Raw genomic sequence first — 14,027 nt, 5'->3', positions numbered from 1 at the left:
CTGCCCGCAAACCCGGCGCGAGACAGTTGGAAGCCTCGAGCGCTACGCGGCCCGGGAGGCCTTCCACCTGGTCAGACCTGTGCAGTCGTCACCTCCGTTATAGGGGCAGTCGTGAGACGTGAGAGGGTCTGGGGCGTGAGCGAGACACCACCGAACACCCTGCAGTACCGCTTCGACGGGCGAGAAGACGCCCCTGTCCTGGTCCTGGGTCCCTCACTGGGCACCACCTGGCACATGTGGGACCGGCAGGTGCCGGAGCTGGCCGAGCAGTGGCGCATCTTCCGGTTCGACCTGCCCGGCCACGGCGGCGCCCCCGCACACCCGGCCGGCTCGGTCGCCGAGCTGACCGGCCGGCTGCTGGCCACCCTGGACACGCTCGGGGTGCAGCGCTTCGGCTACGCCGGCTGCGCGCTGGGCGGCGCGATCGGCATCGAGCTGGCCCTGCGCCACCCCGAGCGGCTCGCCTCACTCGCGCTGGTCGCGGCCTCGTCCCGGTTCGGCACCGCCGACGAGTTCCGGCAGCGCGGAGTGGTCGTCCGGACCAACGGCCTCGACCCGATCGCCCGGACCGCGCCCGAACGCTGGTTCACCGGCGGGTTCGCCGCCGCCCAGCCCGCGATCACCGAGTGGGCCGTGCAGATGGTCCGCACCACCGACCCGGGCTGCTACATCGCCGCCTGCGAGGCCCTGGCCGCCTTCGACGTACGGGCCGAGCTGGGCCGGGTCGGCGTCCCGACCCTGGTGCTGGTCGGCTCCGACGACCAGGTCACCGGCCCCGCCGAGGCCCGCACCCTGGTCGCCGGCATCCCGGACGCCCGGCTCGCGGTCGTCCCCGGCGCCTCCCACCTGGTACCGGTCGAGCAGCCCGCCGCCGTCACCGACCTGCTCGTCCACCACTTCGCCACCGCCTGGCAGCAGCCCTTCGACACCGGGCAGACCGCGCTGCCGGCCGCCGCGACGGCCTCGGCCCTGCCGGCCGCGCCGCCCGCCCCGGTCGTCCCGCCGCAGCCCGCGCCGGTCGCCGAGATCGCCCCGGCCGCCGTGCCCGCGCAGGACGCGGGAGAGCCCGACCGGTACCGGACCGGGCTGAAGATCCGCCGCGAGGTGCTCGGCGACGCGCACGTGGACCGGGTCCTGGCGCAGACCGACGAGTTCTCCGGGGACTTCCAGGAGTTCGTCACCCGATACGCCTGGGGCGAGATCTGGGACCGCCCCGGCCTGGACCGCCGCACCCGGAGCTGCATCACCCTCACCGCGCTGGTCGCGGGCGGCCACACGGAGGAACTGGCCTCGCACACCCGGGCCGCCCTGCGCAACGGGCTGACACCGGACGAGATCCGGGAGGTGCTGCTCCAGGCGGCCGTCTACTGCGGGATGCCGGCCGCGAACAGCGCGTTCAGGGTCGCCCAGCAGGTCATCCGGGAGGAGACGACACCCGCCGGGTAGCGTCCGCGCCGCGCGGGGCGGCCGGCGGCGGCAGGATGGGGAGTCATGGAACTCACGAAGAAGTCGCACGCCTGTGTCCGCCTCACCAAGGAGGGGCGGACCCTCGTCATCGATCCGGGCGGGTACTCCGAGGAGGACGCCGCCGTCGGCGCGGACGCCGTCCTGGTCACGCACGAGCACCCGGACCACTTCGACGAGGGGCGGCTGCGGGCCGCCCTGGAGGCGAAGCCGGCCGCCGCGATCTGGACGCTGCGGGCCGTCGCCGACCGGATCGCGGCGGCCTTCCCGGGCCGCGTGCACACCGTCGGCCACGGCGACACCTTCACCGCCGCCGGCTTCGACGTCCAGGTCCACGGCGAGCTGCACGCGGTCATCCACCCGGACATCCCGCGCATCACCAACGTCGGCTACCTGATCGACGGCGGGAAGGTCTTCCACCCCGGCGACGCCCTGACCGTCCCGGACCACCCGGTGGAGACCCTGCTGCTCCCGGTGATGGCCCCCTGGAACAAGATCTCCGAGGTCATCGACTACGTCCGCGAGGTCGGCCCGCGACGCGCCTACGACGTCCACGACGCGCTGCTCACCGACCTCGCCCGGCCGATCTACGACCGCCAGATCGGCGCCCTGGGCGGCACCGACCACCAGCGGCTCGCCCCCGGGGCGTCCGCGGACCTCTGACCGCGCGGACCCGCGCTGTCACCCCCGCCGGGTAGGTTGGGGGACATGCGCATCGCCACCTGGAACGTGAACTCGATCACCGCCCGCCTTCCCCGGCTGCTGGCCTGGCTGGAGAGCAGCGGCACCGACGTGCTCTGCATCCAGGAGGCCAAGCTGGCCGAGGAGCAGTTCCCGTTCGACCCGCTGCGCGAGCTGGGGTACGAGGCCGCGGTCCACGCCACCGGCCGGTGGAACGGCGTGGCCGTGCTCTCCCGGGTGGGCCTGGCGGACGTGGTCAAGGGCCTGCCCGGCGACCCGGGGTACGACGGCGCGACCGAGCCGCGGGCCGTCTCGGCCACCTGCGGCCCGGTCCGCGTCTGGTCGGTGTACGTGCCCAACGGCCGCGAGGTCGGCCACCCGCACTACGCCTACAAGCTCCAGTGGTTCGAGGCGCTGAGGGCCGCCGTGCGGGACGACGCGCGGGGCGGTCGCCCGTTCGCCGTCCTCGGCGACTACAACGTCGCGCCGACCGACGCCGACGTCTTCGACCCGGCCGCCTTCGAGGGCTCCACCCACGTCACCACCGCCGAGCGGGCCGCCCTGGCCTCCCTGCGCGAGACGGGCCTGACCGACGTCGTGCCGCGCCCCCTGAAGTACGACCACCCGTACACGTACTGGGACTACCGCCAGCTCTGCTTCCCGAAGAACCGCGGCATGCGCATCGACCTGGTGTACGGCAACGAGCCGTTCGCCAACGCGGTCAAGGACTCCTACGTCGACCGCGAGGAGCGCAAGGGCAAGGGCGCGTCCGACCACGCGCCGGTGGTGGTCGACCTGGACGTGTGATGCCACGCTGGGGCCATGCAGCTTCCGTTCCCCGGCGCCCGGCACCACAAGAAGCGTGAGGGCGCGGGCGACCCCGCGGCGGGGGCGCCTCCCGCGCCGGCGAAGCCGGGCGGCCGGCGGCCGGGGGCGGGGGAGTTCCCCGCCGATCCCGACGCGGTCGCCGGGCTGCTGTCCGAGTGCGAGCTGCTGCGCTCGCACGCGACCCGGGCCGGCGTCCGCCTCGACGACACCCCGGCCTCCCTGGAGGCCCTGGACCAGATGGTCCCGCGCTGGCGGGACGACCCCGAGACCCTGCCCTGGCTGGGCCACGACGCCGGGCTGTACCTGGGCACGGTCGTGGTGCGCACCGTGACCGGCGCCGCCTGGCGGATCCGCGCCGACGGAGAGCCCGTCGTACGGCTCCCCTCCGGGCGGGTGGTGGAGGTGGTGCCGGCCGGGCAGGAGTGGGCCGCGAACGGGGTGCCCGAGCTGTCCCAGCTCTACGCCGAGACCGCCGAGACCTGACCCGGCCGGACCCGCCCCCGCTGCCGTCCCGTTACGTCGAGGTATGCCCGCCGGCAAGGCCCGGCGCCCGCGGGCAAGACCCGGCGCCCACGGGCAAGGCCCGCCGCCCGGTGGCCGGTTCGGTGCCGTCCCGGCCGACGTCGCCAGGGGACGGCACCGGCCGCACCGGCCACCCCACCGGAGCCCCCGCGGACCCGGTGCCGTCGGCCGGACGACGTCGTCAACCCGGCACCCCAGGCGAGGCGTTGGGCGGTGCCGCGGGCCGGGACGCCGACGCCGTACCCGGCGCCGGCCGTCGCCGCACCACGTCAGGCGCGGCCCCGGCGGCACGAGTTCCCCCATGCCGGGAGACCCGCCGCCGCCAACCTCGACTACGATTTGCGGTTCATCCCCGTGGTGATGGTGATCGCGCCGAACCGCACCGGGATGAGCACGCTGCTCTCGCGGTTCGCCGGCCGGGTGTCCCGCCCGAGCAGCACAGCCCCGAGACCGGGACCGTGGCGGCCGCCACGGCCGGCCCCGGGGCGCTGCCGGGTGGGGAGCCTCCCATGGCCCCGCAACCGCAAGGGGGGCGGCAGTTCACACGGGCCAGGCTCGTCCGGCGGCAGCCGGAGATCACTGCTCGCCGAGCGGGACGGACGTATGACGGGCCGTTCGCGGGCGAGCGGAAGGTCAGCTGCGCGCCGGACGGGTTGTGCTCGGGGCAGAGCGGGCCGACGGTGTCGGCCACCGGCGCGAGGCGGTGCCCGGCGGGGACGTCGCAGGCCGTGGGGTACGGGTCCACGGCCTCGGCGCACGGTCCGCCGGGCGTCCGCCCGCGCGAGGCGTCCGGCCCGTCAGACGGCACCGGCCGCGGCCGGCTCCGGCGGCGGAGTCCGCGCGGCCCGCGTCACGTCCGCCACCAGTTCGACCACATCGGGCCCGTACGCGTGCGAGTTGACCACCTTCAGCAGCAGGACGAAGGAGCCGTCGCCGTGCTTGCGGGCCAGCCGCTCGTGGTGGCGGGCGAGGTAGCGGGTGGCGGCCTGGTTGGTGATGGCCCGCTGGCCGCAGAACAGGAACACCGGCCGGCTGTCCGCCCGGTCGCCCGCGGTGAGCCGGGCCGGCAGCACGTACTCGCTCCGCCCGCCGTCCACGCGGTACTCCTGCCCGCCTGTCCGCAGGGCGCCGGCCCGCGGACCCGCGGCGGTCTCGCTGTCGACGCGCACACCCGGCAGCAGGGACGCCAGGTGAGCCTCCATCCGCCGGTTCGACACCGGCCCGCCGAGGCAGAACTCGGTGCGCTCGCCGAAGCCCTGGCGGGCGGCGTCGTGCGCCACGACCTGGGCGTTGGCGTCGCAGTCCTTGATGAGCGCGGCCAGTTCCAGCAGGGCGAACACGTCGTGCCGCATCACCGCCGGTTCGGGACCGCCCGCGTTGCGGTTGACCACCAGCAGCGACTCGGAGTGGTCCGGCAGCCCGAAGAACGCCTGCCTGCGGCGCAGCCGGCGCTTCCACAGGTACGTGCGGGACAGCCGGCCGAGCGTGGCGGAGACGCCGGTGGCCGGCACGCCCAGGACGAGGTTGCGCACGTCGTCGTTCATGGCCGAGCAGGGTAGCGGCCCCACGGGGCCGGCGTGCGTACCGGTGTTCGACGTGTGACGGTCGTGTGGCGGCATCCGCAGGCGTACTGTCGGTACTGCACCGATCTGGTTACGCTGCGCGCACTTGTCCCGACCGGAGGTACGCATGGCTCGTCCAGGTACGCGGAAACTGGCGGTTCTGGCGGTCTCGGCCGCCGTGGTGTCGGTGGGGGCCGCGGCGCCGCCCGCCGCGACGGCGGGCGGGGCGGCTGGCAAGGTACCCGTGGCCGTCGGCTACGGCGGCGCGGTGGCCAGCGTCGACGCGGACGCCTCCGCCGCCGGCATCGAGGTGCTCAGGCGCGGCGGCAACGCGGTCGACGCGGCCGTGGCCACCGCCGCCGCGCTCGGCGTCACCGAGCCCTACTCCGCCGGCATCGGCGGGGGCGGTTACTTCGTCTACTACGACGCCAGGTCCCGCACGGTGCACACCATCGACGGACGCGAGACCGCGCCGCTCAGCGCCGACTCCGACCTGTTCACGGAGAACGGCAAGCCGCTCGCCTTCGCCGACGCCGTCAGCAGCGGCCTGAGCGTCGGCACCCCGGGCACCCCCGCCACCTGGCGGACGGCCCTGGACCGGTGGGGCAGCCAACGGCTCGGCACCGTGCTGCGGCCCGCCGAGCGGCTGGCCCGTGACGGGTTCACCGTCGACGACACGTTCCGTTCGCAGACCGCGTCCAACGAGACCCGGTTCCGCTACTTCCCGGACACGGCGAAGCTGTTCCTGCCGAACGGACGGCTGCCCGCCGTCGGTTCCACGTTCAAGAACCCGGACCTCGCGCGCACCTACGAGCAACTGGGCCGCCAGGGCACCGGCGCGATCTACCGCGGCGACATCGGCGACGACATCGTCGAGGCCGTCGAACGGCCGCCCGTTGACCCCGCCTCGGGCTGGAACGCCCGCCCCGGCAAGCTGGCCGAGAAGGACCTCGCCGTCTACCGCGCCAAGCTCCAGGCGCCCACCAGGACGGCGTACCGCGGCCTGGACGTGTACTCCATCGCGCCCTCCTCCTCCGGCGGCACGACGGTCGGCGAGGCCCTCAACATCCTGGAGGGGACCGACCTGCCGAAGGCCGGTGAGGTGCAGTACCTGCACCACTTCATCGAGGCGAGCCGCATCGCCTTCGCCGACCGCGGCCGCTGGGTCGGCGACCCCGCCTTCGAGAACGTGCCCACCAGGCAACTGCTGTCCCAGCGGTTCGCCGACTCCCGGGCCTGCCTGATCAAGGACGACGCGGTGCTCACCAGTCCGCTGGCCCCGGGCGACCCGCGCCACCCCGCGGCCTGCGGCAAGGGCGGCACGGCGGCCCCGACGACCTACGAGGGCGAGAACACCTCCCACCTGACGGTGGCCGACAAGTGGGGCAACGTCGTCGCCTACACGCTCACCCTGGAGCAGACCGGCGGCAGCGGCATCACCGTCCCGGGCCGCGGCTTCCTGCTCAACAACGAGCTGACCGACTTCTCCTTCGCCCCGGCCAACCCGGCCGTGCACGACCCCAACCTGCCCGGCCCGGGCAAGCGCCCGCGCTCCTCGCTCTCCCCGACCATCGTCCTGGACCGGCAGGGCAAGCCGGTGGTGGCGGTCGGCTCACCCGGCGGCGCGACCATCATCACCACCGTCCTGCAGACCCTGACCGGGTTCCTGGACCGGCGGCTGCCGCTGGTCGACGCCATCGCCGCGCCCCGCGCCAGCCAGCGCAACGCGGCCCAGACCGAGCTGGAACCGGCGCTGTACGACAGCGCCTTGCGGCAGCGGCTCGAGGCCATCGGGCACAGCTTCAAGCCCAACCCGGAGATCGGCGCGGCGACCGGCGTGCAGCGCCTGCCGAACGGCAAGTGGCTGGCCGCGGCCGAGAAGGTACGGCGCGGAGGCGGCTCGGCGATGGTGGTGAACCCGGCGCCGTAGCGGCAGCCGTACCCGTGACCGGAACCGGGCCGGGGGCCACGACCCCCGGCCCGGGTCCGGCGGGCGCCCGGGCCCCGGGTGAGGGGCGGGCGCCCGGGGCACTCAGTGCTGCGGCTCGGCGACGGGCGGCCGGTCCTCCTCGGTGCGGAAGTCCAGCCGCCCCTCCCGCGCGTCCACCGTGACCCGGCTGCCCTTGGAGACGGTGCCGTTCAGCAGCAGCCGGGACAGCGCGTTGTCCACCTCGCGCTGGATCGTGCGGCGCAGCGGCCGGGCGCCGTACTCCGGCTGGTAGCCGCGCTCGGCGAGCCAGTCGACGGCCGCGTGCGTGAAGGAGACCTCGACGCCCTGGCCGTCCAGCAGCCGCCGGGTGCTCTCCAGCAGCAGGCCGGTGATCCGCCGCAGTTGTTCGCCCGTCAGCTGCCGGAAGACCACGACCTCGTCGATCCGGTTGAGGAACTCCGGGCGGAAGTGCTCGCGCAGCGGCCGCAGGATCTGCTCGCGCCGCGCCTCCTCGTCGGCGTCCGCGCCACCCGGCCCGAACCCGATCCCGGCACCGCGCCGGGTGATCGCCTCGGAACCCAGGTTGCTGGTCATCACGATGACCGTGTTGGTGAAGTCGACCGTACGGCCCTGCGCGTCGGTGAGCCGGCCGTCGTCCAGGACCTGGAGCAGGATGTTGAAGACGTCCGGGTGGGCCTTCTCCACCTCGTCCAGCAGGAGCAGCGAGTACGGGTGACGGCGCACCACCTCGGTGAGCTGCCCGGCCTCCTCGTGGCCGACGTACCCGGGCGGGGCGCCCACCAGCCGGGAGACGGTGTGCCGTTCCTGGTACTCGCTCATGTCGAGGCGGACCATGCGGTCCTCGCTGCCGAACAGGGCCTCCGCGAGCGCCCGCGCCAGCTCGGTCTTGCCGACACCGGTCGGCCCGAGGAAGAGGAAGCTGCCGATCGGCCGGTGGGGGCTGGCGAGCCCCGCGCGGGAGCGCAACACCGCCTCGGAGACCACGGCGACGGCCTCCTCCTGGCCGACCACCCGCTCGTGCAGGTGCTCCTCCAGACCGAGCAGCCGCTCCTTCTCCTCCTGCGTCAGCCGGCTGACCGGGATGCCGGTCTGCCGGGACACCACCTCGGCGATGGCCTCCGCCGTCACCTCCAGCTGTCCCTCGTCGGCCTTCTCGTCGTCGCCGGCCTCGGTGATCCGCTGCTTCAGCTCGGCGATCCGGTCGCGGAGCTGCTTGGCCTGCTCGTAGTCCTCGTCCGCGACCGCCTGGTCCTTGTCCCGGACGAGCTGCTCCACCTCGCGCTCCATCGCGCGCACGTCGGTGCCCTTGGTCCGCGCGCCGAGCCGCACCCGGGCGCCCGCCTGGTCGATGAGGTCGATCGCCTTGTCCGGCAGCCGCCGGTCGGTGAGATAGCGGTCCGACAGCTCGACGGCGGCGACCAGCGCCTCGTCGGTGTACCGGACCTGGTGGTGGGCCTCGTACCGGTCGCGCAGCCCGCGCAGGATCTCGATGGTGTCCGCGGCCGTCGGCTCGGGCACCAGGATTGGCTGGAAGCGGCGGGCCAGCGCGGCGTCCTTCTCGATCCGGCGGTACTCCTCCAGCGTGGTCGCGCCCACGATGTGCAGCTCCCCCCGGGCGAGGGCGGGCTTGAGGATGTTCCCGGCGTCCAGCGCGCCGCCCTCGCCGCCGGAACCGGCGCCGACCACGGTGTGCAGTTCGTCGATGAACACGACCAGCCGGTCGGAGTGGGCGCGGATCTCCTCGACGATGTTGTTCAGCCGCTCCTCGAAGTCGCCCCGGTAGCGGGTGCCGGCGACCACGCCGGTGAGGTCCAGGGCGACGACCCGGCGGCCCGCCAGCATGTCCGGGACGTCGCCGTCCGCGATGCGCTGGGCGAGGCCCTCGACGACGGCCGTCTTGCCGACGCCCGCGTCGCCGATGAGGACCGGGTTGTTCTTGCCGCGCCGGGACAGCACCTCGATGGTCTGCTCGATCTCCGTGTCCCGGCCGATGACCGGGTCCACCCGGCCCTGCCGGGCCAGGTCGGTCAGGTCCCGGCCGTACTTGTCGAGGGTCGGCGTGCCGGTGGGCCGCTGCCGCTCCTGGCGGGGCGGCGCGGTGTCCGGGGCGTCGGGCGGCAGGCCGCCCGCCGAGAAGCGGGCCGCGTTCAGGATGTGCCCGGCCGCCGAGTCCGGGTTCGCGGCCAGCGCGCTCAGCACGTGCTCCGGGCCGATGTAGCCGGTACCGCTCGCCCGGGCCAGGTCGTGCGCGTCCAGCAGGGCGCGCTTGACGGCCGGGGTCAGCGACAGCGAGGTCGGCGGCGGCGCCTCGCCGGGCGCGTGCTGCACCGGGCCCGCCCGGTCGTCTATCTCCGTGGCGAGCGAGTCGGGGTCCGCGCCCGCCCGGGTCAGCAGGCTCCTGGTGGGCTCCGCCGACACGGCCGCGCGCAGCAGGTGCTGGGTGTCCAGGTCCCGGCTGCCGTGCTCGGCGGCGTACTGGGCGGCTCCTCTGACCAGGTCCCGGGCCGGCTGGCTGAGCAGGCGGCCGATGTCGATGTGGCGCGGTCCCTGTGCTCCGCCGGGCGGCCCGCCGAAGAAGCGGGCCATGAACTCACCGAAGGGGTCAGGAGGGTAGCCGTTGGTCATGGCGTGGGTTCCTTCGCTGACGGCATGCGGAGCGACCGGGTAACCAGGGGGCGGGTCGCTCATGCCCACGATGACACGATCCGAGGGGGCGGGCATGTCCGCCCATCGGGGCGGCGACCGCGTCCGCCGACCGTCCGGCGCCCTGGTGGCGGGACCGCCGGGGACATCCCGCGCACAACCGTCCGGGGGGCCGGGACGGCACCGCGCACATCGTTCCGAGGGGCCCGGCGACCGCGCATGTGCCCGGTCGTCCGAGGGGCCCGGGCGCGCGCCGCGGGAGGGTGTGCCCGGCCCCTCAGGCGGGGGAGCGCGCCGTGAGGATCCGGGGGCCCGCCTCCGTGATCGCCACGGTGTGCTCGACGTGGGCCGCCCGGGACCCGTCGGTGGTGCGCAGGGTCCAGCCGTCGGGGTCCTCGCCGTAGCCGTCGCCGCCGCCCGCGATCAGCATCGGCTCGATGGCGAGGACCAGGCCGGCGCGCAGCGGGAAGCCCCGGCCGGGCCGTCCCTCGTTCGGGACGTCGGGTTCCTCGTGCATGCGGCGGCCGATGCCGTGGCCGCCGAAGCCCTGCGGGACGCCGTAGCCGGCCGTACGGCAGACCCGGCCGACGGCGTGCGCGATGTCACCGGTGCGGTTGCCGGGCACGGCCGCCGCGACACCGGCCGCCAGGGCGCGCTCGGCGGTCTCGATCAGCCGGAGGTCGTCCGGGCGCGGGCGGCCCACCACGAAGCTGATCGCCGAGTCACCGGCCCAGCCGTCCAGCTCGGCCCCGCAGTCGACGGAGAGGAGATCGCCGTCGCGCAGCCGGTACCGGGTGGGGATGCCGTGCACGATCGCGTCGTTCACGGAGGTGCAGAGCACCGCGGGGAAGGGGGTCGGGGCGAAGGAGGGGCGGTACCCGAGGAACGGCGAGGACGCCCCCGCCTCGCGCAGCACCTCGCGGGCGACCTCGTCCAGCTCCAGCAGGGAGACGCCGACGCGCGCCGCCTCCCGTACGGCCGTCAGGGCCCGGCCGACGACCTGCCCGGCCGCGTGCATCGCGTCGATGGACGCGTCTGTCTTCAGTTCCACCATGCCAATTACTATACCGGTATTTAAATGGGGGTCGCGCGGGGCACAATGGGGACATGGTGCGCACCCCTCTCACCCCCGAAGAGCACGAGCGCGGCGAGCGGCTCGGGCGGCTGCTGCGCGAGGCGCGCGGCGCCCGGAGCATGGCCGACGTCGCCGCCGAGGCGGGCGTGTCGGCCGAGACGCTCCGCAAGATCGAGACGGGCCGGGCGCCGACGCCGGCCTTCTTCACGGTGGCGGCGCTGGCGGCCGCCCTCGGCCTGTCCATGGACGAGCTGGTCACCCGCTGCGCCCTGGTGGCCGTCTGACCCGACCGCGGACGCCCGGAGCACCCTCCGCGGCGGCCGCGCGCCGCGCCCGGCGCCGCCTTGCGGACGCGCCCGCGGCGCCCGGGCGCAGGCGCGCGACGCCCGCGGCGCGACACCCGGCGGCCCGTCCGCGAGCCGGAGGGCGTCGTCCGGCGGTATGCCCGCGAGCCGGTGGGCTCCGCCCGGCGGCCCGTCCGCGAACCGGCCGCCGACACCCGGTCCGCTGCCCGGCCGGGGGCCGCTCACCCACCGGAGTGTGAATCGTGATCGACTCCGCGGCTTGGCGACGATGGTCTTGGCAAGGGCCCCGCGGGGGCTTACGTTCGTGCCTCTACGCCCCCTGCTCTACGGGCGTAGAGGCTCTGACGTCGTGTCGAAGGAGCAGCTCATGGCCAACGTCGTCCGCGCCGCTCTGGTCCAGGCCACCTGGACCGGCGACACCGAGTCCATGGTGGCGAAGCACGAGCGGCACGCCCGCGAGGCGGCCCGCCGGGGCGCGAGGATCATCGGGTTCCAGGAGGTCTTCAACGCCCCCTACTTCTGCCAGGTCCAGGACCCGGAGCACTACCGCTGGGCCGAGCCGGTGCCCGACGGCCCGACCGTGACCCGGATGCGGGAGCTGGCCCGGGAGACCGGCATGGTGATCGTCGTCCCGGTCTTCGAGGTCGAGCAGTCCGGGGTCTACTACAACACCGCCGCCGTGATCGACGCCGACGGCACCTGCCTCGGCAAGTACCGCAAGCACCACATCCCGCAGGTCACGGGCTTCTGGGAGAAGTACTACTTCAGGCCCGGCAACCTGGGCTGGCCCGTCTTCGACACCGCCGTCGGCAAGGTCGGCGTCTACATCTGCTACGACCGGCACTTCCCGGAGGGCTGGCGGCAGCTCGGGCTCAACGGCGCCCAGCTCGTCTACAACCCCTCCGCCACCCACCGGGGCCTGTCCGCCCACCTGTGGCGGCTGGAGCAGCCCGCCGCGGCCGTCGCCAACGAGTACTTCGTCGCCGCCATCAACCGGGTGGGCCGGGAGGAGTACGGCGACAACGACTTCTACGGCACGTCGTACTTCGTCGACCCGCGGGGGCGGTTCGTGGGCGACGTGGCCGACGACGGGGCCGAGGAACTCGTCGTCCGCGACCTGGACTTCGACCTCATCGAGGAGGTGCGGCGGCAGTGGGCGTTCTACCGCGACCGCCGCCCCGACGCCTACGAAGGGCTGGTGCGGCCGTGAACGACCTCTACTCGCGCCACCGCCGCGTCATGCCCGACTGGCTCGCCCTGTACTACGACGACCCGATCGAGATCACCCACGGCGAGGGACGGCACGTCTGGGACTCCGACGGCCGCAGGTACCTGGACTTCTTCGGCGGCATCCTCACCACGATGACCGCGCACGCCCTGCCCGAGGTAACCAAGGCGGTCGAGGAGCAGGCCGGCCGGATCCTCCACTCCTCCACCCTCTACCTCAACCGGCCGATGGTCGAACTCGCCGAGCGCATCGCCCGGCTGAGCGGGATCCCGGACGCCAGGGTGTTCTTCACGACCTCCGGCACCGAGGCCAACGACACCGCCCTGCTGCTCGCCACCTCCCACCGGCGCAGCAACACGGTCCTGGCCATGCGCAACAGCTACCACGGCCGCTCCTTCGGCACGGTCGGCATCACCGGCAACCGCTCCTGGTCCCCGACCTCCCTGTCCCCGCTGCAGACCCTGTACGTCCACGGCGGCGTGCGCACCCGGGGGCCGTTCGCGGGCCTCGACGACCGCGGCTTCGTCGACGCCTGCGTCGCCGACCTGAAGGACGTGCTCGGCCACACCCGGCCGCCCGCCGCGCTGATCGCCGAGCCCGTCCAGGGCGTCGGCGGGTTCACCTCCCCGCCCGACGGCCTCTACGCCGCCTTCCGCGAGGTCCTCGCGGAGCACGGCGTGCTCTGGATCGCCGACGAGGTGCAGACCGGCTGGGGCCGGACCGGCGACCACTTCTGGGGCTGGCAGGCACACGCCCGCAGCGGCCCGCCGGACATCGTCACCTTCGCCAAGGGCATCGGCAACGGCATGTCCGTCGGCGGTGTCATCGCCCGCGCCGACCTCATGAACTGCCTGGACGCCAACAGCATCTCCACCTTCGGCGGGACCCAGGTCACCATGGCCGCGGCTCTCGCCAACCTCGGTCACCTCCTCGAACACGACCTCCAGGGCAACGCCCGCCGGGTCGGCGGACTGCTCATCGAGCGGCTGCGGACGGTCGCCGCCCGGCTCCCCGGGGTGCGGGAGGTGCGCGGCCGCGGTCTGATGATCGGGATCGAGCTGGTCCGGCCGGGCACGGACGACGCCGACCCGCAGGCCGCCGCCGCCGTGCTGGAGGCGGCGCGCCAGGGCGGCCTGCTCATCGGCAAGGGCGGCGGCCACGACACCAGCGCCCTCCGGATCGCCCCGCCGCTGTCCCTGACGGTCGCCGAGGCGGAGGAGGGCGCGGCCATCCTGGAAGGCGCGCTGCGCGGCACGTACGCGAGCGGCTGAGCCGCCTCCCGGGCCGCGCCCGGACGGCCGCCGGGGAGCAGGCACGAGAGAACACCAGAGAAGAGGGGTACGGCGATGGGCACCACCTCGACGTCCCGGCCCGCCGGGCCCCGGCCGCCCGGACCGGTGCTGCCCGTGCGCCGGGTGCCGGCCCTGGAGCGGGTGCTCGCCGGGGACGAGTCCCGGCAGGCCGCGTACACCAGGTCCCCGCAGCGCGCGGAGGCGGCGGCCGTCGTGCTCGGCCGGGCCTTCCCCGCCCCGCCGGAGGTGGTGCGCCGGGCCGCCGAGCGGTGCGGGCTGCCCGTGGTCGTCCTACACCGGCCCTTCCCCCTCGCGGAGCCGACGGAGGAGGTGCGGTCCCGGCCGGTCCGGCGGACGTTCGCCCCGATCAGCCTGTCGCAGGCCGTACGGACCGCCCCGACCGGCCTCGTCACGGCCGGCGCGCCGTCGCGGACGCTCCTTCCCGCCGCGACCGCGCGCCGGGGGCGTACACGCCG

At 74.7% G+C, this 14,027-nt stretch carries 11 protein-coding genes and 1 pseudogene; 9 read left to right on the top strand and 3 right to left on the bottom strand.

The window, feature by feature from the left end; genetic code table 11:
- Nucleotides 1–135 precede the first annotated feature (135 nt).
- Genes pcaDC through ACZ4K2_RS19445 form a run of 4 tightly spaced genes read left to right on the top strand, consistent with a single transcriptional unit; the run spans nt 136 to nt 3,456 of the window.
- Entirely contained in the window at nt 136–1,446 is a 1,311-nt protein-coding gene (pcaDC, locus tag ACZ4K2_RS19460; RefSeq protein ID WP_467474935.1) for a bifunctional 3-oxoadipate enol-lactonase/4-carboxymuconolactone decarboxylase PcaDC, read from the top strand.
- Between the two features lie 45 nt (nt 1,447–1,491).
- Nucleotides 1,492–2,127: an MBL fold metallo-hydrolase gene (locus ACZ4K2_RS19455; protein WP_467474937.1), complete on the top strand. Its 636-nt coding sequence runs from the start codon at nt 1,492–1,494 to the stop codon at nt 2,125–2,127.
- Nucleotides 2,128–2,172: 45 nt separating this feature from the next.
- Nucleotides 2,173–2,952 carry an exodeoxyribonuclease III gene (locus ACZ4K2_RS19450; protein ID WP_467474939.1) on the top strand — a complete coding sequence of 260 codons (780 nt, stop codon included), beginning with the start codon at nt 2,173–2,175 and terminating at the stop codon, nt 2,950–2,952.
- A gap of 15 nt (nt 2,953–2,967) precedes the next feature.
- Nucleotides 2,968–3,456 (top strand): DUF6278 family protein, encoded by a 489-nt coding sequence (locus ACZ4K2_RS19445; RefSeq protein ID WP_467474941.1) that lies wholly within the window; start codon nt 2,968–2,970, stop codon nt 3,454–3,456.
- Nucleotides 3,457–4,292: 836 nt separating this feature from the next.
- Here the strand turns inward: ACZ4K2_RS19445 and ACZ4K2_RS19440 are convergent.
- The gene (locus ACZ4K2_RS19440) at nt 4,293–5,039 is read right to left on the bottom strand and encodes a hypothetical protein (RefSeq protein WP_467474943.1); all 747 of its coding nucleotides are present in this window, start codon (nt 5,037–5,039) and stop codon (nt 4,293–4,295) included.
- 145 nt (nt 5,040–5,184) lie between these two features.
- On the opposite strand from ACZ4K2_RS19440, the gene ggt reads away from it, so the two are divergent.
- Nucleotides 5,185–6,987, top strand: a complete 1,803-nt coding sequence (gene ggt, locus ACZ4K2_RS19435) for a gamma-glutamyltransferase (protein ID WP_467474945.1) — start codon at nt 5,185–5,187, stop codon at nt 6,985–6,987.
- A gap of 102 nt (nt 6,988–7,089) precedes the next feature.
- Here the strand turns inward: ggt and ACZ4K2_RS19430 are convergent, their stop codons facing one another.
- Nucleotides 7,090–9,633: an ATP-dependent Clp protease ATP-binding subunit gene (locus ACZ4K2_RS19430; RefSeq protein WP_467474947.1), complete on the bottom strand. Its 2,544-nt coding sequence runs from the start codon at nt 9,631–9,633 to the stop codon at nt 7,090–7,092.
- A gap of 295 nt (nt 9,634–9,928) precedes the next feature.
- Nucleotides 9,929–10,705 (bottom strand): type I methionyl aminopeptidase, encoded by a 777-nt coding sequence (map, locus tag ACZ4K2_RS19425; RefSeq protein ID WP_467474949.1) that lies wholly within the window; start codon nt 10,703–10,705, stop codon nt 9,929–9,931.
- Nucleotides 10,706–10,758: 53 nt separating this feature from the next.
- On the opposite strand from map, the gene ACZ4K2_RS19420 reads away from it, so the two are divergent.
- The 4 genes and pseudogenes from ACZ4K2_RS19420 to ACZ4K2_RS19405 form a co-directional block, all read left to right on the top strand.
- A complete protein-coding gene (locus ACZ4K2_RS19420) occupies nt 10,759–11,010 on the top strand; it encodes a helix-turn-helix domain-containing protein (RefSeq protein ID WP_467474951.1) in 252 nt (83 codons plus the stop codon).
- Between the two features lie 388 nt (nt 11,011–11,398).
- The gene (locus ACZ4K2_RS19415) at nt 11,399–12,241 is read left to right on the top strand and encodes a nitrilase-related carbon-nitrogen hydrolase (protein WP_467474953.1); all 843 of its coding nucleotides are present in this window, start codon (nt 11,399–11,401) and stop codon (nt 12,239–12,241) included.
- The gene (locus ACZ4K2_RS19410) at nt 12,238–13,530 is read left to right on the top strand and encodes an aspartate aminotransferase family protein (RefSeq protein ID WP_467474955.1); all 1,293 of its coding nucleotides are present in this window, start codon (nt 12,238–12,240) and stop codon (nt 13,528–13,530) included. Before ACZ4K2_RS19415 ends, ACZ4K2_RS19410 begins: the two co-directional genes overlap by 4 nt.
- A 75-nt stretch (nt 13,531–13,605) precedes the next feature.
- A pseudogene (locus ACZ4K2_RS19405) lies at nt 13,606–14,016 on the top strand (PucR family transcriptional regulator); the annotation flags it as partial.
- Nucleotides 14,017–14,027 lie beyond the last annotated feature (11 nt).

This window comes from Streptomyces sp. NPDC025833 (assembly GCF_055558055.1).
Note: the sequence above shows the minus strand (reverse complement) of the source record. Positions and strands in the feature narration are given on the sequence as shown.

Coding starts and splice junctions, on each gene's coding strand:
- map (WP_467474949.1), bottom strand. CDS start 10,705: ATGGTGGAACTGAAGACAGACGCGTCCATCGACGCGATGCACGCGGCC.
- ACZ4K2_RS19440 (WP_467474943.1), bottom strand. CDS start 5,039: ATGAACGACGACGTGCGCAACCTCGTCCTGGGCGTGCCGGCCACCGGC.
- ACZ4K2_RS19455 (WP_467474937.1), top strand. CDS start 1,492: ATGGAACTCACGAAGAAGTCGCACGCCTGTGTCCGCCTCACCAAGGAG.
- ACZ4K2_RS19415 (WP_467474953.1), top strand. CDS start 11,399: ATGGCCAACGTCGTCCGCGCCGCTCTGGTCCAGGCCACCTGGACCGGC.
- ACZ4K2_RS19450 (WP_467474939.1), top strand. CDS start 2,173: ATGCGCATCGCCACCTGGAACGTGAACTCGATCACCGCCCGCCTTCCC.
- ACZ4K2_RS19430 (WP_467474947.1), bottom strand. CDS start 9,633: ATGACCAACGGCTACCCTCCTGACCCCTTCGGTGAGTTCATGGCCCGC.
- ACZ4K2_RS19445 (WP_467474941.1), top strand. CDS start 2,968: ATGCAGCTTCCGTTCCCCGGCGCCCGGCACCACAAGAAGCGTGAGGGC.
- ACZ4K2_RS19420 (WP_467474951.1), top strand. CDS start 10,759: ATGGTGCGCACCCCTCTCACCCCCGAAGAGCACGAGCGCGGCGAGCGG.
- ggt (WP_467474945.1), top strand. CDS start 5,185: ATGGCTCGTCCAGGTACGCGGAAACTGGCGGTTCTGGCGGTCTCGGCC.